This is a genomic window from Microbacterium sp. bgisy203 (assembly GCF_057706945.1).
Window position 1 is genome coordinate 423012 of the sequence record NZ_JBYIPF010000001.1, and the last position, 24234, is coordinate 447245.

At 71.8% G+C, this 24234-nt stretch carries 20 protein-coding genes and 1 tRNA gene; 11 read left to right on the forward strand and 10 right to left on the reverse strand.

Going from position 1 to position 24234, the window contains the following annotated elements; all coding sequences use genetic code 11:
* The first annotated feature begins 65 nt into the window (after positions 1-65).
* A complete protein-coding gene (locus tag AC3ENQ_RS02110; protein WP_431801221.1) occupies positions 66-1157 on the forward strand; it encodes a glycosyltransferase family 2 protein in 1092 nt (363 codons plus the stop codon).
* Between the two features lie 18 nt (positions 1158-1175).
* On the opposite strand, the gene AC3ENQ_RS02115 is transcribed toward AC3ENQ_RS02110, so the two are convergent.
* The 3 genes from AC3ENQ_RS02115 to AC3ENQ_RS02125 form a co-directional block, all read right to left on the reverse strand.
* Positions 1176-2675, reverse strand: a complete 1500-nt coding sequence (locus AC3ENQ_RS02115; protein WP_431801223.1) for a CDP-glycerol glycerophosphotransferase family protein — start codon at positions 2673-2675, stop codon at positions 1176-1178.
* Complete coding sequence (locus AC3ENQ_RS02120; protein WP_431801225.1) at positions 2672-3937, reverse strand: CDP-glycerol glycerophosphotransferase family protein; 1266 nt, start codon at positions 3935-3937, stop codon at positions 2672-2674. The genes AC3ENQ_RS02115 and AC3ENQ_RS02120 overlap by 4 nt, the downstream gene beginning before the upstream one ends.
* 98 nt (positions 3938-4035) lie before the next feature.
* Entirely contained in the window at positions 4036-5571 is a 1536-nt protein-coding gene (locus AC3ENQ_RS02125; protein ID WP_431801227.1) for a S1C family serine protease, read from the reverse strand.
* Positions 5572-5695: 124 nt separating this feature from the next.
* Here AC3ENQ_RS02125 and AC3ENQ_RS02130 point away from each other — a divergent pair, with 124 nt between their 5' ends.
* A complete protein-coding gene (locus AC3ENQ_RS02130; protein WP_431801229.1) occupies positions 5696-6901 on the forward strand; it encodes an aminotransferase class I/II-fold pyridoxal phosphate-dependent enzyme in 1206 nt (401 codons plus the stop codon).
* Between the two features lie 139 nt (positions 6902-7040).
* Here AC3ENQ_RS02130 and AC3ENQ_RS02135 read toward each other — a convergent pair whose 3' ends face one another.
* Together AC3ENQ_RS02135 and AC3ENQ_RS02140 are read right to left on the reverse strand one after the other, a co-directional pair.
* On the reverse strand, positions 7041-7871 hold the full coding sequence (locus tag AC3ENQ_RS02135; RefSeq protein ID WP_431801231.1) for a carbon-nitrogen hydrolase family protein: 831 nt from the start codon (positions 7869-7871) through the stop codon (positions 7041-7043).
* Positions 7868-8401, reverse strand: a complete 534-nt coding sequence (locus AC3ENQ_RS02140; protein ID WP_431801233.1) for a DUF6328 family protein — start codon at positions 8399-8401, stop codon at positions 7868-7870. Before AC3ENQ_RS02140 ends, AC3ENQ_RS02135 begins: the two co-directional genes overlap by 4 nt.
* Before the next feature lie 109 nt (positions 8402-8510).
* Between AC3ENQ_RS02140 and AC3ENQ_RS02145 the strand changes: the two genes are divergently transcribed.
* Positions 8511-8584 (forward strand) — tRNA-Met (locus AC3ENQ_RS02145).
* A 76-nt stretch (positions 8585-8660) separates the two neighbouring features.
* Here the strand turns inward: AC3ENQ_RS02145 and AC3ENQ_RS02150 are convergent.
* On the reverse strand, positions 8661-9080 hold the full coding sequence (locus AC3ENQ_RS02150; protein ID WP_431801235.1) for a MarR family winged helix-turn-helix transcriptional regulator: 420 nt from the start codon (positions 9078-9080) through the stop codon (positions 8661-8663).
* A 118-nt stretch (positions 9081-9198) separates the two neighbouring features.
* Here AC3ENQ_RS02150 and idi point away from each other — a divergent pair, with 118 nt between their 5' ends.
* From idi to AC3ENQ_RS02185, 7 genes are all read left to right on the forward strand, one after another.
* Complete coding sequence (gene idi, locus AC3ENQ_RS02155; protein ID WP_431801237.1) at positions 9199-9762, forward strand: isopentenyl-diphosphate Delta-isomerase; 564 nt, start codon at positions 9199-9201, stop codon at positions 9760-9762.
* Entirely contained in the window at positions 9762-10853 is a 1092-nt protein-coding gene (locus AC3ENQ_RS02160; RefSeq protein WP_431801239.1) for a polyprenyl synthetase family protein, read from the forward strand. Before idi ends, AC3ENQ_RS02160 begins: the two co-directional genes overlap by 1 nt.
* A complete protein-coding gene (locus AC3ENQ_RS02165) occupies positions 10850-11701 on the forward strand; it encodes a phytoene/squalene synthase family protein (protein WP_431801241.1) in 852 nt (283 codons plus the stop codon). Before AC3ENQ_RS02160 ends, AC3ENQ_RS02165 begins: the two co-directional genes overlap by 4 nt.
* Complete coding sequence (gene crtI, locus AC3ENQ_RS02170) at positions 11698-13356, forward strand: phytoene desaturase family protein (RefSeq protein ID WP_431801243.1); 1659 nt, start codon at positions 11698-11700, stop codon at positions 13354-13356. The genes AC3ENQ_RS02165 and crtI overlap by 4 nt, the downstream gene beginning before the upstream one ends.
* Before the next feature lies 1 nt (position 13357).
* Positions 13358-13732, forward strand: coding sequence for a lycopene cyclase domain-containing protein (locus AC3ENQ_RS02175; RefSeq protein ID WP_431801245.1), 375 nt, complete (start codon positions 13358-13360; stop codon positions 13730-13732).
* Entirely contained in the window at positions 13729-14058 is a 330-nt protein-coding gene (locus AC3ENQ_RS02180) for a lycopene cyclase domain-containing protein (protein ID WP_431801730.1), read from the forward strand. Before AC3ENQ_RS02175 ends, AC3ENQ_RS02180 begins: the two co-directional genes overlap by 4 nt.
* Positions 14059-14156: 98 nt before the next feature.
* Positions 14157-15005: a prenyltransferase gene (locus tag AC3ENQ_RS02185; protein WP_431801734.1), complete on the forward strand. Its 849-nt coding sequence runs from the start codon at positions 14157-14159 to the stop codon at positions 15003-15005.
* A 113-nt stretch (positions 15006-15118) separates the two neighbouring features.
* On the opposite strand, the gene AC3ENQ_RS02190 is transcribed toward AC3ENQ_RS02185, so the two are convergent.
* Positions 15119-18022 (reverse strand): UPF0182 family membrane protein, encoded by a 2904-nt coding sequence (locus tag AC3ENQ_RS02190; RefSeq protein ID WP_431801247.1) that lies wholly within the window; start codon positions 18020-18022, stop codon positions 15119-15121.
* 52 nt (positions 18023-18074) lie between these two features.
* On the reverse strand, positions 18075-19193 hold the full coding sequence (locus AC3ENQ_RS02195; RefSeq protein ID WP_431801249.1) for a YlbL family protein: 1119 nt from the start codon (positions 19191-19193) through the stop codon (positions 18075-18077).
* A 135-nt stretch (positions 19194-19328) separates the two neighbouring features.
* Between AC3ENQ_RS02195 and AC3ENQ_RS02200 the strand changes: the two genes are divergently transcribed.
* On the forward strand, positions 19329-20801 hold the full coding sequence (locus AC3ENQ_RS02200) for a zinc-dependent metalloprotease (protein ID WP_431801251.1): 1473 nt from the start codon (positions 19329-19331) through the stop codon (positions 20799-20801).
* A 769-nt stretch (positions 20802-21570) separates the two neighbouring features.
* On the opposite strand, the gene AC3ENQ_RS02205 is transcribed toward AC3ENQ_RS02200, so the two are convergent.
* Positions 21571-23310, reverse strand: a complete 1740-nt coding sequence (locus AC3ENQ_RS02205) for an ATP-dependent helicase (RefSeq protein ID WP_431801253.1) — start codon at positions 23308-23310, stop codon at positions 21571-21573.
* Entirely contained in the window at positions 23307-24230 is a 924-nt protein-coding gene (nudC, locus tag AC3ENQ_RS02210) for an NAD(+) diphosphatase (protein WP_431801255.1), read from the reverse strand. Before nudC ends, AC3ENQ_RS02205 begins: the two co-directional genes overlap by 4 nt.
* Positions 24231-24234 lie beyond the last annotated feature (4 nt).

Below are 24234 nucleotides of genomic sequence, written 5' to 3' on the forward strand. Positions count from 1 at the left end.
CCAGCCTAACGAGCCGGCCGCCGGCCGCCTGCGTCGGGAGGGCGCCGGCGTGACATGATCGACGGATGCACGAGGTCGCCCCCGGACAGCGCGACGCCCCCGTCCCGCCGCCGGGATCAGGGGTGAGCTTCGTCATGCCCGTCCTCAACGAGGAGCGCTACCTCGAGGCGGCGGTGGCGAGCGTCCTCGCCCAAGAGGTGGCCGAGCCCACCGAGCTGATCCTCGCGCTCGGGCCGTCGACGGACGAAACCGACGCGATCGCGCAGCGCCTCGCCGACGCCGATCCGCGGATCCGTCTCATCGCGAACCCCGCCGCCGACATCCCCGTCGGCCTCAACGCCGCGATCCGCGCCGCCGCCCACCCGACGATCGTGCGGGTCGACGCGCATTCCGCTCTCGAACCCGGCTACACCGCGGAGGCGATGGCGACACTCGCGCGTACCCGCGCCGCGAACGTCGGCGGAGTCATGCGCGCCCAAGGCCGCACCCCCTTCCAGCGCGCCGTCGCGCGGGCGTACAACTCCCCCATCGGCCTCGGCGGAGGTGCGTACCACTCCGGCGGCGCCGACGGACCGGCCGAGTCGGCGTACCTGGGTGTGCTCCGCCGTGCGGTGCTCGACGAGGTGGGCCTCTTCGACGAGTCGATCCGGCGCGGCGAGGATTGGGAGCTGAACCTCCGCATCCGCCGCGCGGGGTATCGCGTGTGGTTCGACCCGCAGCTCGCCGTCGCCTACTGGCCGCGGGAGCGCTGGACGCGGCTCGTCCGCCAGTTCCGCTCGACGGGGACGTGGCGCGGCGAGCTCGTCCGCCGTTACGGACGCCGCAACTCCGTGCGCTTCTTCGCCCCGCCCGCGCTCGTCGTCCTGGTCGCGCTCGCGCTCGTCGTGGCCGTGCTCCAGGCGACCGGCGTCCTGTGGGGGGGCTGGGCGCTCGCGGCATCCATCGTCAATCTCCCGCTCATCGCCTACCTCGCGCTCGTCGCCGCATACGCGCTCGGCCGGCACGCCGGTCCCGGGTGGCGGGAGCGACTGTGGGCCCTCGTCGTGATCCCCTCGATGCACCTCGCGTGGGGCGTCGGCTTTCTCATCGGCGTGGCCCGCGGGGCGCGCGAGAACGTCGACACGTCGCGCCTGCGGCGCAACACGCCGCTCCCCTGACGAGAGCGCCCGCAGCGCTCAGGCGCGGTCGACGAATCGCTGGTCGAGGATGCGCGCGACGACCCGCTCGGCGGCATGGCCGTCGTCGCGGGCGTTGAACATGTCCTGCCACTGCGCGTAGCGGTCGACGAACGCCGGGAGGACACCCTCCTCGAGCGCCGCCGTCAGCGCCGCCGTCAGGTCGGCCTGCGAGGTCGTCATCGGTCCGGGCGCGTGCGCGCCGAGGTCGAAGTAGAACCCGCGGAGCCGCTCGCGGTAGTCGGCGAGGTCGGGAGTGAAGAAGAGGATCGGCTTCCCGGTCGCGGTGTAGTCGAACATCACCGACGAGTAGTCGGTGACGAGGGCGTCGGCGGCGACGAGGAGGTCGGACACGTCGGGGTACGCGGTGACGTCGACGATGCGCGCGCCGTGGGCGTCGGACCCCGCCGGGATCGTGCGCGAATGACCGCGGACGAGCACGACGGCGCCGGTGTCCCCGGCCAGACGCTCGAGATCGAGGAAGTCGACGATCTCGTCGCGATCGTCGCGCCACGTCGGGGCGTAGAGGACGACCCGCTCGTCCTCGCCGATGCCGAGCGCACGGCGGGTGCGGTCGCCGCCCCCGCCGCGGCGGAGCGCGTCGTTGCGCGGGTAGCCCTCGACCCACACGGGGCGGCGGAGGAACGCGTACGCCTTCCGCATGACACGCTCCCCGTACGGGTTCTGCGCGAGCAGCACGTTCCAGCGGAGGCTCTCGCGCACGACCGCGAGCGCACGGCGCGGGTCGAAGCCCGGGCGGTGCAGCGCGAGGCGCTTGAGCGGCGTGCCGTGCCAGGTCTGGAGCACCACTTGGCCCGGGCGCCTTTCGTACCGGCGGCGCAGCCAGTCGTTGACGACGAGCAGACGCGCCGACCCGCGCGCCCGCCACCACGCGGGGCTCCCCTCGACGACGGGGATGCCGCCGTCGGGGACGGCGACCGAGAGGTCCACGACGCTCCAGTAGCGCGTGACGCCCGGGGCGACGCGCGCGAGCTCGCGGTCGATGGCGCGCGGGTTGCAGCTCGCGTTGCGCCCATAGAAGCTCTCGAAGAAGACGGCGTTCTCGAGCCCCGCCCGCCCGCTTTTCGGCCGCGTCGCGTAGCGGCGTTCCAGCGCCGCCTGACCCTCGGCGCTCTCGTACGCCGGATCGATCGGCGGACGGACCTCGAGGGTCGCGCCCGACAGCGACACGCGCATCGTGGGGGTCATCGTCGCCGGGACGTCGTCGGCGAGTTCCGCACCGAGATCGATCGGCGCGCCGTCAGCCCCGGTGATCTCGACCGCGTACGCGCCGGTCGGCAGCGGCAGCGCACCACCGCCCCACCGTGCGGCATGGAGCGGCACCCGCGCCGTCCACGAGACGCCCCGACCGGTGAGTCGTCCTTCGCTCGAGGCCCGACGCCCCGAGACGGTCACCGCGCGCGGGCGGGTTCCGGACCCGGTGAGAACGAGTGCGGGCGCGGCGGCGGCATCCGTGTCGATGCGGGCGGTGATCGTCATGGCATCCTCCTGGAGGGCCGTCCCGGGGTCGCCGGGATCCGTGCGCGAATCGCACGGTACACCCGCGCGGTGTTGCGTCCGTCCGCGAAGCGGTGCACGCGGGCGCTGAGGGCGCCTGCCCGTGCGACGCGGGCGGCGCGCTCGGCGGGGTCGGTCAGCACGGCGCGCAGCTGCGCGAGGAGCGCGGGCCACGTCGTCGCAGGGTCGTCGCCCGCCACCTCGGCGTAGGTGCCGTAGAAGCCACGCGAGCGCGCGTACCCGTCGAGGTCGGGAGCGAAGAAGACCGTGGCCAGTCGCGCGAGGGCGGCGTCGTAGGCGAGCGAGGAGTAGTCGGTGACGAGCGTGTCGACGCCCGGGAGAAGCGGTGTCACATCGGCGACGACGTCGCTGCCGAGGAGGCGCACCGAGCCCCCCGCGAGCGCGGCGTAGTCGCCGGCGCCGAGGTGGTGGGCGCGGACGAGGAAGACCGCGCCCGTGTCGGCCAGCACGGCGCGCAGCGCGGCCAGATCAGCGGATGCCGGAAGCCCGGGGTCCGCCGCCCCGTCGCGCCACGTCGGCGCGTACAGGACGACGGGCGTCTGCGCGTCGATGGGTCCGATGAGCGCGGCGAGCCGCGCGCGTGCGGCGGCGCGCCGGCCCGCAGCGGTTCCGGTCGAGAGGACGTCGTCGCGCGGGTCGCCCGTGACGGGCACGTGCGCGCTCGGCAGTCCGAACGCCGACTCGAGGCGGCCCCGCACGAGGTCGGACGCGGCCGGCAGGACGCGGATGCGTGCCTGTGTGCGCCGGTACAGCGCCGCGAGCGCGCGGCGGAGGAGCGGCGCGGCGAACGGCAGCGGACTCGCGGTCGTCACCGGCGCATCGAGGCCGATGCGCTTGAGCGGGATGCCGTGCCACAGCTGCACGATCACACCGCCCGTCGCCGCATACCGGTTGACGTCGCCGAAACCGTGCGTGATCACCGTGACCGCCGCGCGCGCAGTCAGCCAGAAGCCGCGGAGCGACGTCTTCGGCGCGTGCAGGATGCCGCGGGCTGCGGCATCCTGCGCCTCATCGGCGGTCCCTGTGAGCCACACCGCGCGCTCCCCCGCGGCCGACGCGTGCTGCCAGAGGGCCCAGGCCCCATCGGCGAGACCGACCGCCGAGCCGAACACCCACAGCTCGCGCGACCGTGGCACGACGGCGGTCACCGCCCGGCCGGCGACGTACAGCGGGATGCGCAGAAGCTTCCCGGCGTTGCCGGCGCCGAACGAGAAGGACGCCACCCCGCGAGCCTATCGCGGGGTGGCGTCCGTGCCGCGCCGGTGGGGCGCGACGTGGGTTCAGAAGCGTGGCTTCAGAAGCGTGGGTTCAGAAGCGTGGGTCAGTCGTCGAGCGTGCCGAGCGTGACGTCCACCGAGACGCTCTTGCCGTCGCGCTGGTAGACGAGGGGCGCGCTCGAGCCGCCTGCGAGAGCGCGCACCTGCGCCGTGAGGTCGGTCGCATCGGTGATCGGGAACCCGTTGAAGGACGTGACCACGTCACCCTTCTTCAGTCCCGCGGCCGATGCCGCGCCTCCGCCGGTGACCTCGGCGATGTACGCCCCGGCGACCGTCGCGCCCTGCTGGCTGGCCGCATCCCGCACGCCCGCGCCGAGGAGACCGTGGGTCGCCTCGCCGTTCTGGATGAGCTCGTCGGTGATGCGCTTGACGATGTTCGAGGGGATGGAGAAGCCCACGCCGATGGAGCCCGCCTGGCTCGACGCGTTCGTCGAGCCGGTGGAGGCGATCGCGACGTTGACGCCGATGAGCTTGCCCTCACCGTCGACCAGCGCGCCGCCGGAGTTGCCGGGGTTGATCGCGGCATCGGTCTGGATGACCGCGATCGAGATCGAGCTGGTCGCCGACTGCTGCTGACCCTGGCCAAAGTCGAACTGGAAGGGCGACTCGCCCTGACCGGGCGTGTCCTCCTGGGTGTCGCCGCCCTCGGGGGCGGCCGACGAGGCGATCTGGATCGAACGGTTGAGCGCGCTGACGATGCCCGTCGTGACGGTGTTCGACAGACCGAGGGGCGCTCCCACGGCGACGGTCGGGTCGCCCACGTTCAGCTTCGTCGAGTCGGCGAAGTCGATTGGCGTGAGCCCCGAGGCATCCGTCAGCTTGATGACCGCGAGGTCGTACGTCGGGTCGGTGCCGACGATCGTGGCCGCGTAGACCTTGCCGTCGGAGGTCGTGACGCTGAGCTGAGCGTCGCCGGTTTCGCCGTCGAGGGTCACGACGTGGGTGTTGGTGACGACGTAGCCGTCCTCGGTCAGGATGACGCCCGAACCCGTGCCTCCGCTCGATCCCGCCGAGGCGGAGATCGTCACGACGCTCGGGACGACCTTGTCGGCGATCGCGGTGGTCTGGTTGACCGACTCGGTGTTGTTGACGGTGACGGTCTGGGGTGAGGTCGTCACGACCGTCTGCGACTGCGGGAACAGCGACGCACCTGCCGCCGCGCCGCCGATGCCCGCGGCGCCCCCGACGAGAGCGGCGGCCACCATGATGCCGACGATCTTGCCGGCCCCGACCTTGCCGGTGGATGCCTCGTGCTCGGGCGTCGCGGACTCATCCGCGGGCGCGGAAGGCGCGGCACCGTCCGGCGCGGTCGACTGCGGAGCCGTCGACTGGGGCGCGGTCGCGTAGGCGGAGGCCCCATAGGCGGCCGTCGCCTCGGCATACGTCGGGACGCGGGGCGGCGAATACGGGGCCTGCGCCGCGTAGGGGTTCACCGGCGCCGCGGAGGTGGGGTACGCGCCCGGAGAGGTCTGGGGGTTCGCGGCGGCGTCGGCGGCCGGCTGCGCGGGAAGCGGCGGTCGCTGCGCGTTCGCGGCATCCGGCTGCTGCGGGTCGTTCGCGGAGGGGGCGTTCTCGCTCATCGGTACATCCTTCTTCCCAGGTCCGCACTCTCACGGACTCGTCCAGCATGACCCGCATTTCTGTGCGTTGCATATGGCACCGCCGGGGCGAGCCTATGCGACGCTATGTGTGTAGCGTGAGCGGGTGCGAGACATTCCCGGAGCGTGGCGACGCACGGCGCAGGGCGCCGGACTTCTCGATGCGGGCGGCGCGCCGGCCCCGACGATCTTCGCCGAGATGACCGCTCTCGCCGTGCGCACGGGCGCGATCAACCTCGGGCAGGGGTTCACCGACGAGGACGGACCGGAAGAGGTCTTGCGGGCCGCGCGGGCCGCGATCGCGGGTGGGGCGAACCAGTACGCGCCGGGGCGCGGGGTGCCGGCGCTGCTCGACGCGATCGCGGCGCACCAGCAGCGCTTCTACGGACTGACCCTCGATCCCGCCCGCGAGGTGCTCGTGACGGCGGGCGCCACCGAGGCGCTCGCGGCGACGATCCTCGCCCTGATCGACGGTCCGGACGACGAGATCGTCGTGTTCGAGCCGTACTACGACGCGTACGCCGCCAGCGCGGCGCTCGCGGGCGCGCGCCTCGTGCCGGTACCGCTGCGCTTCCCCGATTTCCAGCCCGACCTGGATCGTCTCGCCACCGCCGTCACGGACCGTACACGCCTCATCCTCGTCAACGACCCGCACAATCCCACCGGCGCCGTCTTCTCCGCCGAGGTCCGTGCCGAGATCGTGCGCCTCGCCGATCAGCACGACGCGATCATCGTGACCGACGAGGTGTACGAGCACCTCGTGTTCGACGAGCCGCACGTGCCGATCGCGACGCTTCCGGGAGCGACCGAACGCACACTCACGATCTCCTCGGCCGGCAAGACGTTCTCGACGACCGGCTGGAAGATCGGCTGGGTCTCCGGCCCGGCCGACCTCGTCGACGCCGTGCTCGCGGTGAAGCAGTTCCTCACCTACACGAACGGCACCCCGTTCCAGCCGGCGATCGCGGCGGGGCTGGCGCTGCCGGCCGCCTTCTTCACCGGCATCGCGGCGGCGCTCCGCGACAAGCGCGACCTCCTCGGCGACGGGCTCAGCGCCGCCGGATTCGAGGTGTCGGTCGCCGCGGGCTCGTACTTCACGGTCGCGGATGCGGCGCCGTTCCTGCAGGGCGCAGAGGATGCCGCGGATTTCTGCCGCACGCTCCCCGCGCGCGCCGGGGTCGTCGCGATCCCCCTGACGGCGTTCGTCTCGGAGCCGCACCGCGAGCAGTACCGGAGCCTCGTCCGCTTCGCGGCGTGCAAGCGCCTCGAGGTCATCGCCGAGGCATCCGCGCGCCTGCGCACCCTCGCCTGACGTCGCCTCCTCGCACACGCCCCCCGCTCGCGAATCACCGCCCCTTTCGCGAATCACCGCCGATTGCGCGCGAAAGCGGCGGTGACTCGGGAATCGCCCGGTGATTCGCGAGCCCGCACGTACGTCAGCGGGGCGCGGGTCAGCGCGGGACGACGCGGAAGCGGCGGAGGGCGAGAGCGGGGTTCACGCGGCGCACTCGCTCGACGACGGCGGCGTCGACGAACGCGACGGCGACGTCGGTCGCGGTGCCGACGCCCGCGATCTCGACACCCTGCGGGTCGACGACGACCGAAGCCCCGACGCCGAGGGGCGGCGGGTGGTCGGCGCCCGCGACGTACAGCGTGTTCTCGATCGCCCGCGCGTGCAGGAGCGTCCGCCAGTGGAACTCCTTGAGCGGCCCGCGCACCCACTCGGCCGCGACGAGCACCGCGTGCGCCCCCGCGTCGGCGAGCACGCGCGCGACCTCCGGGAACCGCAGGTCGTAGCAGGTCATGAGCGCGAAGCGGATGCCGCGGACCTCGAACGTCTCGGGCGCGAATGCCTCCTCGCCGATCCCACCGGGCTCGACCCAGTCCGACTCCCGCTGACCGAAGGCGTCGTAGAGATGGAGCTTCCGGTAGACGGCGCGGATGCCGGAGGCATCCACCGCGATGACGGTGTTGCGGACGCGCTCTGCCGTGCCGCGCTCGAGGAGCCCGGCGACGAGGGTCACGTCGTGCCGCGCCGCGATCTCGCGCAGCGCCGCGGCGAAGGCGCCGTCGACCTCCTGCGCGTGCGCGACGAGCGAGTCGTCGAACGGGTCGACGAAGTAGCTCGCGTACTCGGGGAAGAGCACGACATCCGCGCCGCGACCGGCGGCGCGCGCCGCGAGTTCCTCGATGGCGGCGAGGTTCGCCGTCTCGTCGGCGGTCGGCGCGAACTGCGCGACGGCGACGCCGACGCCGTCGTCGATGCGGGTGGCGGTCGTCATCCGTTCTGTCCTCTTGCTCTCAGCACCAGCGGAATCACGATCCAGAGGACGAGGACCGCCACGGCGGCGGCGAGCGCGGCCGCCCACACGGCGGGCACGCCCGCCACCACATCGAAGACGAACGTCACCACGCCGACCAGCAGGAGCGACACCGTCGCCAGCGACGTCACGAGGGCCGCGTGCCCATACGCGACGACGGTCCTCTTCTCACGCCGGCCGAAGACCATCCGGTGCAGCGCGACCGGAGCGAGGGCGACGACCGCACTGAGGGTCGCGAGCAGCACGAGCCCGAGATAGAACACCCGCTGCCGGGCGTCGAGATCAGCGAACGCCGGCTGGAAGGCGAGAGCGAGAAGGAAGCCTGTGAGGATCTGTGTGCCGGTCTGCATCACCCGGAGCTCCTGCAGCACCTCCGACCAGTTTCGGTCGGCGCGCTCGTTCGGCGTCTCGTCACGGCCATCGACCCGATCGTCGCCCTCGCCCGGGCGAGCGTCGCGAGCGGCGGCGTGCTCGACGGATTCGGACTCCATGCGACTCATCCTCCCCCGACCGTCTCGCGGGTCGCAAGGTTCGGCCGGGCCCGCGTGGCACCTCCGGTTCGCGGATGCTCCAGGACCGTGCTAGGCTATCTTCTTGCGCCGCGGGGTGGAGCAGTTCGGTAGCTCGCTGGGCTCATAACCCAGAGGTCGCAGGTTCAAATCCTGTCCCCGCAACGAAAACGAAGAAGGCGCCTGCCGATCCGAACAGATCGGCAGGCGCTTTCTTCGCGTCGGGAGGGCGGTCGGCCGTTCACTCCAGGGCCGCACTCGTCTTCTGCAGGAAGCGCACGATCGCGTCGAGCTCGTCGTCGCTGAACTCGTCCATCGCGTCGCGCATACGCCGCATCCGGACGCCGAAGTGCCGGTAGAACTCCGCGCGGGCGTGGTCGGTAATGACCACGACACGCGCCCGCTTGTCGGCGGGATGCGGCCGGCGCTCGAGGTGCCCGCTCTCGGTCAGACGATCCAGCAGCTTGGTGGTCGACGCGGTCGAGATGGACAGGTGGCTCGCGATCTCATGAGGCGAGACCCACTCCCCCCGCTGCTCGCGCACGATGAGCATCCGGAGCGCTGCGAGGTCGGTCGCGTTCATCTCCATCTCACCGCGGATGCCGCCGTGCATGCGGTCCATCGTGTCGCCGAGCGCGCGGACCGACTCGAGCGCGGACATGAGAAGCCTGTCGCGCGCTGTACGCGGCACCCATCGTTCTGTCAATGTGGACACCTCCCGGTCCCACAGGTAGTATTGCTGAAAATCGCTAGCTAAACTAGCGTTAGGAGAGATTCGCGTGACCGCCGACCCATCGACATCCGCTGCCGACCTCGTCGTCCTGCTCGACGAAGACGGGAGCGAGATCGGGGTCGCGCCCAAGGCGAGCGTCCACGGTACCGATACCGCCCTGCACCTCGCATTCTCCTGTCATGTCTACAACACCGACGGTCAGACGCTGCTCACGCGTCGCGCTCTGGAGAAGAAGACGTGGCCGGGCGTGTGGACGAACTCCTTCTGCGGCCACCCCCGACCCGCAGAACCCGTCATCGCCGCCGTGCACCGGCACGCCGAGCACGAACTCGGCCTGCGTCTGCGCGACGTCGAACTGGTCCTCCCCCTCTTCCGCTATCGGGCCGTCGATGCGAGCGGCATCGTCGAGCACGAGATCTGCCCCGTCTACACGGCGATCGTCGACGACGAGCCGCGCCCCAACCCGCGCGAGGTCGTCGAGACGCGGTGGGTTGACCCTGCGGACCTCGCCGTCTCGCTCCGGGCCGCGCCGTGGGCGTTCAGCCCGTGGCTCGTCCTCCAGTCGGAGCAGATGCACATCTTCGACGCGCCCGTCGTCGGCGCTGCCTGATGATCGCGCTGTCCGAGCAGGATCGAGCGGGCGTCGACGCCGCGATCGCCGCGTCGCTCGAACGACTGCAGGAACGCAGCGGTCCCCTCGGGGAGGGTGCCGTCGCACTCGCCGAGGCCGCCGCCGCCGCGGGCGAGAAGGGCAAACGTCTGCGCCCGGCGCTCGTCGTCGCCGCCTACCGCGCCTTCGCGCCCGTCGACGGCGAGGAACCCAACGCCGCCGCCCCGAGCGCCGCCGACGAGGCGCTGTGGCAGGTCGGGGCCGCCTTCGAGCTCTTGCACACCGGCTTCGTCGTGCACGACGATCTCATCGACCGCGACGTGGAGCGCCGCGGCGCCCCGAACGTCGCCGGCCGGTTCCGCGCCCGGGCGGCGGCGTACGGCGCGAGCCCCGACGAGATCGTCATCGTGGGGGATGCCGCCGCCGTGCTCGCCGGAGACCTGCTGCTGTTCGAGGCGACCCGCCTCATCGCCACGGCGGATGCGTCGGCGAGCGTCCGCGCGACGCTGTTCGAGATCCTCGACGACGCCATCCTCGTCTCGGCCGCCGGCGAGCTGGCCGATGTCGAGAACGCGGCACGCGCCGACGTCCCCGACACCGACGCCCTCCTGGTCGCCGCCCACGACAAGACAGCCGCGTACTCGTTCGAGGCGCCGCTCGTGGCCGGGGCGGCGCTCGCCGGCGCGTCCGTGGGCACGAGGGATGCCTTGGCGGCCGCCGCCGCCGACCTCGGCCTCGCCTTCCAGCTCGTCGACGACCTCATCGGCACGTTCGGAAGCCGGAGCCAGGCCGGACGCGAACCCGGCGCCGACCTTCGTGAATCGAAGCGGACGCCACTCATCGGCCTGGCCCGGCGGACGGGTGCGTGGCCGCGGGTCAGTTCGGCGATCGCGCTGGCGTACACGGGTCCCGTCGCCGTCCGCCGTGCGCAGGAGGAGCTCGAGGCGAGCGGTGCGCGGGAGGACCTCGTGGCGCTCGTGCGCTCGTCGCTCGAGAATGCCCGCGCGCAGGCGGCTTCGCCCGATCTGTCTCCCGCCGCCGCGGCGCTGATCGGCGACATAGCCGCCGCGATCGAGGGCCGCGTCCCGTGACCACCTCCGCCCTCTACGACCGCAGCGCACAGGATGCCGCCGCCTCGGTGATCGCGAACTACTCCACGTCGTTCTCCCTCGCGACGCGGCTGCTCGGCACGCGCGTGCGCGGGCACGTGCGGAACGTCTACGCGCTCGTGCGGCTGGCCGACGAGATCGTCGACGGCGAGGCGGAGCGCGCGGGACTTCCCGCCGACGCGCAGCGGCGTCTGCTCGACGAGTTCGAGGACGAGACGTTCCGCGCGATCGACCGCGGGTTCAGTACGAACCTGATCGTCCACGCGTTCGCCTTGGCGGCGCGCGAGTGCGGCATCGGCGAAGACCTGATCCGACCGTTCTTCGCCTCGATGCGCACCGACCTCACCGAGACGTCGCACGATGCGGCATCCCACGACACCTACGTGTACGGCTCCGCCGAGGTCGTGGGACTCATGTGCCTGCAGGTCTTCGTCAACGCGGGGCGGCCCGCGCCTGTCTCCCCCGACGCCGAGCTCGTCGAGGGGGCGCGCAGGCTCGGCGCCGCGTTCCAGGATGTCAACTTCCTCCGCGACCTCGCCGACGATCGGGGGCGCCTCGGCCGCGACTACCTCGGCATCGGTGACGGCGCGACCCGCGCCGAGGTGCTCGCGCGCATCGATCATGACCTCGACGTCGCGGCCCTCGCCATCCCGCGGCTGCCTTCCGACTGCCGCCGGGCGGTCACGACCGCGCACGGGCTGTTCGCCGAGCTCGCCCGTCGCCTGCACGACGACGACGGGGCGCAGCGCGTCTCGGTGCCCACCCCCGTCAAGGCCACGATCGCCGTCAAGGCGATGGCGGGCTTCCCCCCGCGAAGGACCGACGCATGACCGCCGCAGACGACCACCGCCCGACCCCCGCCGACCACCGCTCTCCCGCCGACGGCCGCAGGCCCACCGCCGCGATCGTCGGCGGCGGCATCTCCGGGCTCGCGACGGCGGCCCTCCTCGCAGAAGACGGGTGGGACGTGTCGCTCTTCGAGGCGCGCGACCAGCTCGGCGGGCGCGCCGGATCGTGGGAGAAGGACGGGTTCCGATTCGACACGGGGCCGAGCTGGTACCTCATGCCGGAGGTCTTCGACCACTTCTTCCGCCTGCTCGGCACCACCGCCGAGGCGGAGCTCGACCTGGTGCCCCTCACCCCCGCCTACCGCGTGTACCCGGAGCCGGATCGCGGCTCGGCGGGCCCCACCGAGCCGGTCGACGTCGTCTCGGGTCGCGACGAGGCGCGCGCCCTCTTCGAGGGCCGCGAGCCCGGAGCCGGCGCGGCACTGGATGCCTACCTCGACTCCGCGTCCGAGGCCTACGACCTCGCGGTCTCGAAGTTCCTGTACGACCCGTACGCGTCGCTCGCGGGCCTGCGCGACCGGGACCTCGTGCGCCAGCTCCCCCGCCTCGCCCCGCTTCTCACGCGCTCGCTCCACCGCCACGTGTCGGCGCGGTTCGACGACCCGGTGCTCCGGCAGATCCTCGCCTACCCCGCCGTCTTCCTCGGCACCTCTCCCTACGCCGCGCCGAGCCTCTACCACTTGATGAGCTCGCTCGACCTCGACGACGGCGTGCTCTACCCCCGGGGCGGGTTCACCGCCGTCATCGAGGCGATCGCCCGGCTCGCGCGCGAGCGCGACGCGACGCTGCAGACGGATGCCGCCGTCGCCCGCATCCTCGTGGAGGGCGGCCGGGCCCGAGGCATCCGCCTCGCGGACGGCACCGAGCACCGCGCCGACCTCGTCATCTCCTCCGCCGACCTCCACCACACGGAGCAGAACCTCCTCGGTCCCGGTGAGCGGACCTATTCCGAGCGGTGGTGGCGCAGGCGCGACCCCGGCCTCGGCGCACTGCTCGTGCTCCTCGGCGTCGACGGCGAGCTTCCCGAGCTCGCCCACCACACGCTGCTGTTCAGCCGCGACTGGGAGCAGAACTTCTCCGACGTCTTCGGGGCGGACGGCAAGATCCCCGACCCCGCGTCGCTGTACGTCTGCCGCCCGTCGGCGACCGACGACACCGTCGCGCCGGCGGGGGCGGAGAACCTCTTCGTGCTCGTCCCGATCCCCGCCGACCCCTCGCTCGGTCACGGCGGCGAAGACGGCGCGGGCGACGCGGCGATCGAGGCCGCCGCCGACCGCGCCATCGCGCAGATCGCCGACTGGGCCGGCATCCCCGACCTCGCTTCCCGCATCCGGGTGCGCCGGACGATCGCGCCGGCCGATTTCGAACGCGACCTCGGCGCCTGGCGCGGCAGCGCCCTGGGCCTCGCGCACACGCTCGGGCAGAGCGCCCTGTTCCGCGCGCGGAACGCGTCGCGCATCGACGGCCTCACCTACGTCGGCACGAACGTCCTCCCCGGCATCGGGCTGCCGATGTGCCTCATCTCCGCCGAGCTCGCCGTGAAGACGGTACGGGGCGACACGAGCGCGGCGCGCCTGCCCGAGCCGGACGCCTCCCGCGCCCCCGAGCCCGCCCCCGAGCCGTCCGGCCCCCGCTGACATGGCCGGTCTCTACCTGGCGTTCCTGCTGGTATCGTTCGCCGGCATGCTCGTGCTCGACTGGCGCTACCGCCTGGCGCTGTGGGCGGCGCCCGTGCCGTCGGGGCTCGCGCTGGTTCTCGGCACCCTGTTCTTCGTCGTGTGGGATGCCGTCGGCATCGCGACCGGCGTCTTCGTGCGCGGCGACAGCCCGCTGCTGCTCGGCATCGACCTCGCCCCGCACCTGCCGCTCGAGGAGCCGGTCTTCCTCGCGTTCCTCTGCCACCTCGCCCTCGTCACGCACGCGGCGGCGATGCGGCTCGGGGCCCGCAGGCGCCGCCGCCTCGACCGTCTCGCGGCGGATCGGCGTGCGGCGCCCGCGGAGGATGCCGGCTGATGTACGGTCTCATCGTCATCCCGTTTCTCATCGTGGCCGCGATCGTGACGCTCGCGACCGCGACGCGGCCGCGGTTCGCGCAGCGGATGGGGGTGTCGGCGATCGCCGCCGTCGTGCTCGTCGTCCTCACCGCGATCTTCGACAACCTCATGATCGCAGCCGACCTCTTCACCTACCCGGAGGACCTCATCAGCGGCATCCGCATCGGGCTCGCCCCCATCGAGGACTTCTCCTACCCGGTGGCCGCGGCGTTCCTCGTCCCGGCGATCCGGTGCCTCCTGACACCGCGCAGTACGCGTGAGGATGCCGCGGAGGGCGCAGCGTGAGCGCCGAGGCGTCCGGCGCCGAGGGCTCGGGCGGCGGCGCTTCCGGCGGCGGCTCGGGTGCCGCGGGGGCGCGCACCCCGGGCGGGACGCTCCGGCAGCTGTTCGTGGCGTCGCGCCCGGTGAGCTGGATCAACACCGCGTACCCGTTCGCGGCGGCGTACCTGCTGACGACGCGGCAGATCGACGTCACACTCGTCGTCGGGACGATCTTCTTCCTCGTGCCGTACAACCTGGCGATGTACGGCATCAACGATGTCTTCGACTACGAGTCCGACCTCCGCAATCCCCGCAAGGGCGGTGCGCACGGTGCCGTCCTCGACCGGAGCTTCCATCGGACGACGCTGTGGGCGGCGGCGCTGTCGTGCCTGCCGTTCCTCGTCTATCTCGTGATCGTCGGATCCCCGGCATCCTGGCTCGTGCTCGCCCTGTCGATGTTCTTCGTGGTCTTCTACTCCGCGCCGCCGCTGCGGCTGAAGGAGCGCCCGGTCGCCGATTCGATCACGAGCAGCATCCACTTCTTCTCCCCCGCCGTGTACGGACTCGTCCTCGCGGGCGCCGTCTGGACCTGGCCGCTCGTCGCCCTCATCATCGGGTTCGCGCTCTGGGGCGTCGCGTCGCACGCGTTCGGTGCCGTGCAGGACGTCGTCGCCGACCGCGCGGCCGGGATCTCATCGATCGCGACGGCGTTCGGAGCACGGCGGACCGTCTGGTTCGCCCTCGCCTGCTACGCGCTCGCGGGCGTCGCGATGCTCTTCGTGTCGTGGCCCGGACCTCTCGCCGCGCTTCTCGCACTCCCCTACCTCGCGACCGTGTGGCCGTACCGGAACATCACCGACGAGACCGCGGCGACCGCGACGCGCGGCTGGGACCGGTTCCTCTGGCTGAACCAGTTCACCGGGTTCGCGGTGACGCTGCTCCTCATCTGGTGGGCGCTCCTCACCGCCTGACCCCGCGTGCCCCTCACCCGCAGCGAGACATCGTTCTCGCTCCGAGACGCCGGCTCCGCGCCCGCGTCTCGGGGCAGAACCGGTGTCTCGCGGCCGACGGAACCGGCGCGGGGTCAGTCGCCGCTCAGGGAGAGGAGCTTCTGCACCGCGGCGGTGAGGCGGGCGTCGGCCTCGGCGAACTTCGTCAGGTCGCCGGCCTTGAGCGCCGCGTCGCGGTCGAGCATCGCCTGCCGCGCTTCCTGGAGAGCGGCCTGGAACTGCACATCGGTGCCGGTGCCGCCGGTCGAGCCCTCGTCGCCCCCGGTGTCGCCCGGTTCGGTCGGCTCCGGCGAGGGCGTCACGTCGTTGTCGCCGGTGTCGGCGCCGGAGGTGCCCTTGAAGAGCGAGTCCAAGGCATCCTGCAACGTGTCCTCGAACGCGATCTCGTCGCCGAAGGCGACCAGGATCTTCTGCAGCGTCGGCAGCTGCGTGCCGCCGGACGACTGCACGAACACCGGCTGCACGTAGAGCAGACCGCCACCGACCGGGAGGGTCAGCAGGTTTCCGGGGAGCACCTCGGACTGACCCTGCTTCAGGATGTTGATGAAGGACGAGACGCTCGGGGCCGCATTGAAGGTGTTCTGCACCTGTCCGGGTCCGGGCACCGGGGTGTCCGCGTTGATCTCCAGCATGCGGAGCTTGCCGTAGCCCTCGGATTTCGTCCCGTCCGTCGCGCCGGCGTCGGAATCGACGGCGAGGTAGCCCATCAGCACGTTCCGGGCGTTGTCGCCCTCGGCGGCGGGGATGAACGACGTGAACATCGAGAACGCGGGGTTGTCCTGACCGGGCATCTTCATCGTCAGGTAGTACGGCGGCTGGAGGTAGGTCTTGTTGACCGGGTCATCCGGCGTGCGCCACGCGTTGTCGCGTGAGTAGAACGACGCAGCGTCGTCGACGTGGTAGGTGCCCAGCATGGCGCGCTGCACCTTGAAGAGGTCCGTGGGGTAACGGACGTGGCTCATGAGGTCGCCGCTCATCTCGGAGATGGGCTTGAGGGTCGACGGGTAGACCTTCTGCCAGGCCTGCAGCAACGGGTCGGTCTCGTCCCACGCGTACAGCGTCACCTTGCCGTCGTAGGCGTCGACGGTCGCCTTCACGGAGTTGCGGACGTAGTTGACGTCGTCGAGAGCGACCCGCGGGTTGCTGTTGGTGGTGTCGCTGATCGCGTCGCGCAGGCTCACGATCGACGAGTACGGGTACTGGTTGCTCAACGTGTAGCCGTCGATGATCCAGACGATCCGCCCGTCCACGACGGAGGGGTAGGGGTCGTTGTCGAGCTCGAGGTAAGGCGCCACCTTCTCGACGCGCGTGGCCGGGTCGCGATCGTAGAGGATCTGCGACTTCTCGTTGATCGCGTCGGAGAGGAGAATGTCGGTCGACTGGAACTTCAGCGCGTAGATCAGGCGGCTGAAGAGGTTCCCGACGCCCGGTCCGCCGTCGCCGGTGAACGTCGTGCGGGTACGGTCCGAGCCGTCCGCGCCGCGGGGGTAGTCGAGCTCGATGTCATTGGTGCCCTCGGGGGCTCCGACGATCGAGTACGCCGGCGACGACTCGCCGAAGTAGATGCGGGGCTCGTACTTCTCGCCGTCGGTCAGGGCACCCGACACGGGGATGCCGCGCTCGACGAACACCGGGTTGCCGTCGGAGGTGCGGTCGTTGCCCTTCGCCGCCACCATGCCGTAGCCGTGCGTGTAGACGAGCGTCGTGTTGTACCACGAGGCCGCCGCGCCCAGCTGATCGAGGTTGAGCTCGCGCACCGAGACGACGGTGTCCTGCGACTTGCCGTCGATCTGGTAGCGATCGACGTCGAGCGGGTCGGAGAACTTGTAGTACGGGCGGTACTGCTCGAGCTGACGCACGGTGGGCGGGATGATGGCCGGGTCCATGATGCGAATGGATGCCGTCGTGTCGGCATCCTCGCGCAGCTGCCCCGGCTCGGCGTCGGTGACGGCTTTGAAGTCGATCTTCTCGAGGCCGTCGATGCCGTACGCCGCCTTCGTCGCGTCGATGTTGCGCTGGTAGTACGGGGACTCGAGCGTCTCCTGGTTGGGGACGACCTGGAACTGGTTGACGAGCGCCGGATAGGCGATGCCGACGATGAGCGACGTCACGATCAGCAGGGCGGTGCCGATGAGCGGGAAACGCCAACGTCCGATGACGGCGGTCACGAAGAAGAGCAGCGCCACGATGACGGCGGCGATCGAGAGGATCGTCAGGCCCGGGATGACCGCATGCACGTCGACGTAGCTCGCGCCGGTGATGCGATCGCTCTGCGAGGTGAGCGTCTTGAAGCGGTCGAGGTAGAGGCTCGCCGCCTGGACGAGGAGGTAGAGACCGGCGATGACGGCGAGCTGGATGCGCGCGGCCTTCGAGATGCGGAGCTCGCGCTGACCCACCCGCACCGAACCGTACAAGTAGGCGACGACGACGGTCACCGCCAGGGAGACGAGCAGCACCGCCGACGAGAAGCCGAGGAGCGCGCTGAAGAACGGCAGCGAGAAGAGGTAGAACCCGGTGTCCATCCCGAACTGGGGGTCGGTGACGCCCGTCGAGACACGGTTGAACCACAGCCAGACGGTCTCCCACTGCGCCGACGCGGCGAACCCGGCGAAGAACCCGAAGAAGACGGGGATGCCCCACATCGCCAGCCGGCGCAGCGGCTCGACGACCTCCTGGTAGTGGTCGAGCTGCGAGCTCAACCGCGCGTAGACGGGGCGGAGCCGGTACGCGAGCTGGATCGCGACGAACACGGGAATCGCCATCGAGAAGAACCCGACGGCGAACATCGTGACGCGGCCGACCCACTGCGTCCACAGCACGCTCGAGAAGCCGAGCTGATCGAACCACAGCCAGTCCGCGTAGAGGCTCGCGAAGACGAAGAATCCCACCACGACCACCGCGATCACGGCGAGGGTGATGCCGATCGCGCGGCGGAGCGGATTGGGCGTGGCCTGGTTCGGCGCTGAGGTCGTGGTCACCCCTCCATCCTAGGCGGCCCCGATCTGAGGAGAGCCTGGTTGCCCGGAACCGTCAGGAACAGGTAGGCAGCGCACCGAGGTCGCCGCCGGAACGGATGGCGTCGAGCACCGCGAGCGCGTCGTCGAGCTTCGCGACCGAGAAGACGCGCAGCCCGTCCGGGATGTGCCCGACGACCTCGTCGCAGTTGTCGGCCGGCGCGAGGAACCAGTCGGCGCCCTCGCCGACCGCTCCGTACATCTTCTGGCGGATGCCGCCGATCGGCCCCACAGTCCCCGCCGCGTCGATCGTTCCCGTGCCGGCGACGATCTCTCCGCCGTTGAGCTCGCCGGGAGTGAGCGTGTCGATGATGCCGAGCGCGAACATCATGCCGGCGCTCGGCCCGCCGACGTTGTCGAGCTGGATCGTCACGTCGATCGGGAAGTCGTAGTCGTGGGTCGTCGAGACGCCGATGAGCCAGGTGCTCTCGCCGCCCGAGGTCACCCGCTTGGGGGTGACCGACTCCGTGAGGGTCTCCCCGCCGCGCTCGACCGTGAGCTCGACCGGAGCACCGTCGGCGGCATTGATGATCGCCCGGAGCTCGTCGGTCTGGGTGATCGGCTCCCCGTCGGCGGCGCGGATGATGTCGTCCTTCTGCAGGATGCCTTGTGCGGCGGAGTCGTCCGTGAGCGAGTACACCCGCACCATCGGCTTCACGTCGTAGCCGAGGTGCGTGAGCGCGGCCGCGGTCGCCTCCTTCTGCGAGTCGACCATCATGACGGCGCTCTCCTGATTGCGCTCCTCGGTGGTCTTGCCCGCCGGAAAGACCTGGTCGATGGGGAGCACGGCCCGCGACGGATCGAACCATGCGGCGGCCAGCTCGAACCACGAGGGGGTGCGCTCGCGCGAGCCGACGACCTGCACGGTCAGCAGGTCGAGCGCTCCCGCGGTCTCATAGGTCTGGGCACCCGAGACCGAGATGAGGGGCACCTCGTCGCCGTCGGCGTTCTTCGCGGTGCCGAGCGTGTTGAAGACGGGCCCCGGCTGCTGGATGACGAACGAGGTCGGCAGCACCGTGAGGGCGAGCAGGCACACGAGGGCGATCGTGAGCGCCCAGATGCCGAGGGTCGTGCCCCGCGAGAACCGTCGGCGCGGGGTGGGCACGATCGTCGTCCCCTCGTCGAACAGTGCCACGGCCACCCTTCCCGGCCGGTCGTTCGCGATCGGCGTACAGACGACGCCCTCACCGCACCTGCGAAACGCGCCGCGGCGGAAGTCGTGCGACTAGCGTAGAGCGAGACGAGAACCCTCTGCTGAAAGGCGCCTGACATGGCTGACGACGACGAGGCTTCCCGCTTCGAGCCCGACGACTTCCCCGCCGACTTCCAGGAGCTGCTGCGGAACCTCCTCGGCGGCGGTGGCGGCGCGTCGATCGATCCCGCGCAGCTCGAAGGGCTCTCGCGCATGGGCGTCGACCCGGCGATGCTGCAGCAGATCATGGCGCAGATGCAGGCGGCGTTCACGCGGGGCAGCGACGACGGCATCGACTGGAGCGCGGCGAAGACCCAGGCCCTCCACCTGTCGAACAAGGACGGCCTGAGCATCAGCTCGGGCGACCGCGCGGAGTTCGAGCAGGCGTTCGCGCTGGCGACCCTGTGGCTGAGTGAGACGACCACGATCTCGGAACTGGCCGCCCCGCCCGTCGCGATCACGCGCGGTCAGTGGGTCGAGGAGACCCTCCCGGTGTGGCAAGAGCTCGCCGAACCGGTCGCCGATTCGATCGCGGGCGCCCTCACCTCGGTGATCGACGAACAGACGCCCGAGGAGATGAAGCAGCTCGTCGCCGGAGCGGGCGCGTTCATGCGCCGCATCGGAGGGTCGCTGTTCGCCTCGCAGCTGGGCGGTGTCATCGGTCGTCTCTCGCTCGAGGTGGTCTCGGGCGGCGACGTCGGCATCCCCGTCATGCCCGACGGCGTGGCCGCGATCCTCCCGCAGAACTTCGACGACTTCGGGCGGGATCTCGAGGTCACCGACGACCAGCTCGCGCTGTACCTCGCGACCCGCGAGCTCGCCCACGCGCGCCTCTTCCGGCACGCGAAGTGGTTGCGCCTGCATGTCATCTCGCAGGTGACGGAGTTCGCCCGCGGCATCCACGTCGACACGAGCGCGCTCGAAGACCTCGCCTCGCGCTTCAACCCGTCGGCGCCCGAGGAGCTGCGCGCGGCGCTCGAGTCCGGCGCGCTCCTCCCCCAGCGCACACCCGCGCAGGATGCCGCTCTCACGCGCCTCGAGAACCTCCTCGCGACGATCGAGGGCTGGGTCGAGGTCGTGACCGAGGACGCCACGGCGCGTCTGCCCGAGGCGGCACGCATCGCCGAAGCCGTGCGGCGGCGGCGCGCCGTGGGCGGCCCCGCCGAGCAGGCGATGGCCTCGCTCGTGGGCCTCGAACTTCGACCGCGACGATTGCGCGAGGCATCCGCGATGTGGCGCGCCGTCACCGACGCGGTGGGGGTCGCCGAGCGCGACAGCCTGTGGGACTATCCCGACCTCATGCCCGACGCGTCGGACATCGACGACCCGCAGGCCCTCATCGCGCGCCTGCAGGCGCGCGCGGCCGGCGAGGAGCCGCCGCGCGACGCGATGGACGAGGCGCTCGAAGAGCTCCTCGCCGAAGCCGCCGCGGGAGACGCGGCGGCGGACGAAACGGGCTCGAGGAGCAGCGACGCCGCGGCCGGCGACGACCCCGCGACGGACGACCCCGGGACGGACGACCCCGGGACGGACGACCCGCGGCCTGTGTGACCGCCCCTGTGGACAACCTCGGCGGTGCGTGGGCGTTCTCGGCAGGATCGCCTCATGCTGCGACTCGCCCCCTCCCACCCGCCGCTGTGGCGCACCCCCTCGTCGATGCAGCTCGGCTCGGACGGCGCGGTCCGTCTCGATGAGGTCACCCCGTGGCAGGAGCGGCTCCTCGACGCGCTGCGCGACGGCATCCCGGATGCGATGCTCCTCCCCCTCGCGCGGAGCCTGGGCGCCTCGGCGACGGACGCGGAGCGCTTCGTCGCCGAGATCAGCGGCGCGCTGACGACGGTTTCGGCCGAGCCGGTGCGCGTGCAGGCCGAGCTGCCGAGCGAGATCGGCTTCGCCGAGGCGGATGCCTTCGATCACGGCTGGCGTGCCGCCGGCCTCGATCCGGCATCGGTCACACGGTGGCCCGCGACGGACCCCGAGCCGGACGTCCCGATGATCCTCGTCGCGGATCTGCTGGTCGATCCGCGGCGCGCGTCGACGCTCATGGCAGCGGACGTGACCCATCTTCCCGTGGCGCTGTGCGGTGACCGCGTCGTCGTGGGACCGATCGTCGTGCCCGGGGCCACCGCGTGCCTGACGTGTCTGCACGCGCACCGTACCGACGACGACGCCGGATGGCCGCTGGTCGCTGCGCAGCTGATCGGGCGGGAGCGCACACCGACCGACACGGGGCTCATCCTCGAGGCCGCGGTGCTCGCGGCACGGATGTTGCGCGCGGCGCCGGAGTCGGCCACAGGCGAGAGCTCGGTCTCGGTGACCCTCAGCCGCGCGGACGTGCGGCGGGTCTGGCACTCCCACCGCCCGCACGCACGGTGCCTCTGCCGGTCTCCTGAAGCGCCGGCCCGATCTCCCGAAGGAATCGCGACGCCGCACGCGGACGCGCGTTCACGTTCCCCCCACGCTCCGACCACGACAGTGACAGGCTACGCGCGGCCCGCGTGATGCCGACGTAGGTCAGCCGGCGCTCCTCGTCGATCTGCTCGAACGTCGTCGCGTAGGAGATCGGCAGCAACCCCTCCGCGAGGCCGACCAGGTGCACGTGGTCCCATTCGAGACCCTTCGCCGCGTGCAGCGTCGCGAGGGTGATGGTGCGCAGCGCCGGCTCGTGCTGATCGCGACCGCGTGCGATGAGCGTGTCGGTGAACGCGCGCAGCGTGGTGCCGTCCGGCGCCTCTTCGGCGAGGCGGAGGACGGCCGCCCTCGCCTCCCACGCGTCGCGGAGCGCTCCGCCCGCCGGCGGCGGATCATCGGTGAGGCCCAGCGAGCGCAGCACGTCGCGGACGGCGGCGAGGAAGGTCGTCTCGACCGGCGCGACCGATGCGCCGCGGAGCGCGAGGACCGCCTGACGCACCTCGGGGAGGTCGAAGAAGCGCTTCCCGCCGAGCACCGTCGCCGGGATGCCACGCGCGGCGAGGGCGCCCAGGATCGGTGCCGACTGCGCGTTGGCGCGGTACAGGATCGCGATGTCGTCGGGCAGGATGCCGGAGGCCAGCTGCGCCGCGACGGCGGCCGCGACCCCCTCGGCCTCGGCCGCATCCTCGGGGTAGCCGGTGACCGTGGGGAGCGGGCCGGCCGGCCGTGTCGACGCCAGGGCGAGCGCCCCGGGCCGGCCGCGCATGAGCCCGTTCGCCGCACCCAGGATCGACGGATCGGAGCGGTAGTTGTGCTCGAGGCGCACGACCTGGGCATCCGGGTAACGTCCCGCGAACTCCAGAAGGTAGCGCGGGTCGGCGCCGGCGAACGAGTAGATGGTCTGGCTCGCGTCGCCGACGACGCACAGATCCCGGCGGTCGCCGAGCCAGAGCTCCAGAAGACGGTTCTGCACGGGCGAGACGTCCTGGTACTCGTCGACCGTGAGGTGGCGGTACTGCTCATGCACGGCCGCGGCGACGCGGGGCTCCGACTCGAGCATGCCGGCGCAGGCGAGCAGGACGTCTTCGAAGTCGAGTTGGCGTCGCTCGTCCTTGACCTTCTCGTACATGCGCATGAGGTCGGCGAGGGCTTCGGCATCCATCGCGCCGAGCCCCGAAGGATGCGCGGCCGCGTCCTCGTCGATCGTCCGCATCGCGACCTTCCGCCACTCGATGCGGCTCGCCACGTCGCGGAGGGTGGCCGCGTCGAGGCGGAGGCGGAGCGCGTCGGCGGCCTGCCCGAGAATGCGCACCTTCTTGTCGATGATCGAGGGCGCGACGTCGCCGACGAGCTGCGGCCAGAAGAAGTTCAGCTGGGCGAGCGCCGTCGCGTGGAACGTCCGGGCCGCGACGCCGTCGACGCCGAGCGCGCGCAGGCGTCCGCGCATCTCGCCCGCCGCCTTCGCCGTGAACGTCACGGCCATGACCCGGCCCGGCGAGTAGGCGCCGGTGTCCACGCCGTGCGCGATGCGGTGCGTGATGACGCGCGTCTTGCCGGTGCCGGCGCCGGCGAGCACGCACACCGGGCCGCGGAGGGCCGATGCCGCGACGCGCTGCTGCTCGTCGAGCCCGGCGAGGGCATCGCTCATGGGGTGCGCTCCACCCAGTCGACGATGAGACGGCGCGCGATGGAGGCGGAGCCGGGGAGAGCGACCTCACCGTGCCCCGCGAGCGCCGCGACGAGCTCGTCGCGCGTGAACCACCGTACGTCGACGATCTCCACGCCGTCGGGCGCGGGCGCCGCATCCGCCGCGACGCGGGCGTGGAATCCGAGCATGAGCGAGCGCGGGTACGGCCACGACTGCGACGCGCGATAGCGGCTCTCGACCACCGTCACCGCCGCTTCCTCGCGGATCTCGCGGACGATCGCGCCCTCGAGCGACTCCCCCGCCTCGACGAACCCGGCGAACGTCGAGTACACGTTGCGGCTGCGCCACAGCGCGTTCTGCCCGAGGAGCAGTCGTTCGCCGTCGTGCGAGTGGACGGCGACGATCACCGCGGGATCGGTGCGCGGGAAGTGGGTGCGGCCGCAGTGCGGGCACAGCCGCGACCAGCCGGCTTCGCGGACGCCGGTGCGTGTTCCGCAGGCGGAGCAGAACGGCGCCTCGACGAGCCACCGCCCGAGGGCCACCGCTTCGACGAGCGTGCCCGCATCGACCGCGTCGAGGTCGCCCCCGACGACGCGCAGCGGCGTCCACACCGCTCCCCCCATCGCCTGGACCGGCGCCGGCGCGTCGGCCGCCGTGGCAGCCAGGAGCACCGCGGCGCCGCCGTGCGCCCGTCCGAGGAAGGCCCACTCGGCATCGCCCGCGATGTCGCCCACCGCCACGGTGTGCACTCTCGTGCCCTCCGCCACGACGAGCCCCCGGTCGCCGTGCACGGGCACGACCCGGGACGAGGCATCGGCGCGAAGACGATCCAGCAGGTCCGGCTCGGCGCGTTCGTCGGCGGAGCGATCGATGCCCGCGCGCGCCAGAGCGGGCGGCGGCGGGGCGTCGGATCCAGTCATGCGG